The organism is Planktothrix sp. FACHB-1355 (assembly GCF_014748295.1).
Taxonomy (GTDB): Bacteria; Cyanobacteriota; Cyanobacteriia; order Cyanobacteriales; family Aerosakkonemataceae; genus Aerosakkonema; species Aerosakkonema funiforme_A.
The window spans coordinates 1-2,038 of sequence record NZ_JACJUP010001219.1; the positions used below are offsets into that span (position 1 = coordinate 1).

Genomic DNA, 2,038 nt, shown 5'->3' on the forward strand with positions numbered 1-2,038 from the left:
CGTCACCGGAAGAGATAAGAGCCGAAGTCAGCGGGAAAAATAAGAAATTTAGACATATTGTCGAAGCTGTTGCAGAAATAGCAGTTCAGTATCCTTGCCATCAGACTAAAAGCACATCTGCTCTTGCACAATTTTCTCCATATTGCCAGTCAGCAAAGGAAATCCCACTCTCATTCGATATCGCACAGACTGATTACTCAGCACCAAAATTAGATTTAGCAGAATCGAGCAACATTACGGGATCTCCTCATATCTCTACTGAACCTATTTCGCAGCCAGTTAAAAAGCCTATTGAGGAGTCTGTAGATTATTGGACTCAAGATGAAAGCGCGAGTGAGGAGATGGAAACCGAATCAGTCGAGCGATCGCCTAGCGACCCGATTTTAGAAGAGTTTTCAGACACAATTCTTACAGACACATTCTCTAACTTACCAAATTACTCAAGAGTAGTTAGTGTTAATCCAAAAGCACCGCTTCTGCTGTCGCAACATGAAGAAAAAAATTTACTTTTCACTGTCGCCTCCCTGGAAATTTCTGCCCTAATTGCTGCGCCCAGCGGTACGGGTAAGTCTACTTTTTCCTGGGCTTATATAGATAAATACTATCAACTGCATCCAGACGCCACTTTTTATATTTGTTGTCAAAAAAATGATTTTTGGTTGGGTTTGAGGAATATTCCCGGTGCTGTAGCTCGACCTGACTACGATGAAGAAACTGGCTTATGGAATTTTGAGCCGATTCTAGAACATATTAGAAGGGTTAACTCTTTTTTAAACCAAAGAAGGTTGCTCCATGAAGAGCAGCGAGAAAGCTTACCTAAAATCGTTTTATTTTTGGATGATTATTATTCAATCTGGAATACTATAAGCGGTAGCAAGAAGTATGCAGCTATTAAAGAGTTTATTACGGAATCTTTAGCCAACATCATTACGCTTGGTAGAGAGCTTGGCATTATTGCTGTCATACTTACGCAAAGTTTTAATTTAGAATCCCTCGGACTGACCGATTCTAATATCAGAGATAACCTAGCCATTTTAATATTTGGGAATGTTGTGAAAACCTTGAAAGGGATGCAGGGAAACTATAATGCCCTTTACAAAATTATCAGAAATCCGTTTGTGGTGGGTAGTGATTCTGCCAGAGCGAGAATGCTGAACTTACTAGACAAATTGGTTCCAGTTTCGATGGAACTGCAAAGACCGATCGCATTTAGCAGCATCGGCGATGGGGAAGTAATGTTTTTGCAAGATTATCGCTGGAGCAAAGATTGTAGATTGTCTGACGAACAATTAGATGCTATAGCACAGCGATTTGGTTGTGCGAGAAATGCTTCTAACAATTAGTAGGGGTGAGGTTGATTCGCTCATACTGCTTCGTTTATTTGTGACGTTTCATGGGAGTTGATTATGAAAAAGTTAGCTTACACTTTTGCCAGTGCTACCTTTAAGCTTTTCTTTGGATTGAACTTTGAAGAGATGGAAGTTCTCCAATCTCATCAAACAAAGTGCCTGCATGAACTTCACCATTTTCAAGCACTCTTAACTCAAGAATTGCTAGATGCTGGTTTCGTCCTAGAGAAAGATTTCGTTTCAAATGAAACAACATTTTGGGCTTCGTCAAGAGCATCTATATTTTTACAATCCAGGAGCCGTTATTTTCGCCAGTTTACCCAAGCACTTGAAGATTTGCAAAAATCTCAGGCTGAAATTAAGAAGCATTCAAGATTTTAAGTAAATAGAATAAGTGGAGTCAAACTATGAAAATCAAGTGGACAAGAGTAGTCTTGGTTATCAGCATTCTTGTGCTTAGCGTCAAAAAAGGTTGGTTGTCCGTTCCATCAATTCCATCAATTCCCAATCTACTGAGCAAAGCTTTAATCGGTGTTAGTTTAAAACATCAGACAAATAAGCCGCAATTGGTTCGAGTTAATACCAATTTAACCGATGAAGATATATGGAGTGAAGTTTCCATATCTAAGCAAGATCCAGCGGTTAAAAAAGCTCCTCAGTGTAACACACCCAAGGATAAGTTTTCTAGT

The 2,038-nt window shown here is 39.4% G+C and carries 3 protein-coding genes; all 3 read left to right on the forward strand.

Annotated features, from left to right (window positions below):
• A partial coding sequence (locus tag H6S82_RS30965; protein WP_191057310.1) for a hypothetical protein occupies positions 1-1,343 on the forward strand: 1,343 nt, incomplete at its 5' end.
• Between the two features lie 63 nt (positions 1,344-1,406).
• Positions 1,407-1,730 (forward strand): hypothetical protein, encoded by a 324-nt coding sequence (locus tag H6S82_RS30970; RefSeq protein ID WP_190463028.1) that lies wholly within the window; start codon positions 1,407-1,409, stop codon positions 1,728-1,730.
• A 26-nt stretch (positions 1,731-1,756) separates the two neighbouring features.
• A partial coding sequence (locus H6S82_RS30975) for a hypothetical protein (protein WP_191057311.1) occupies positions 1,757-2,038 on the forward strand: 282 nt, incomplete at its 3' end.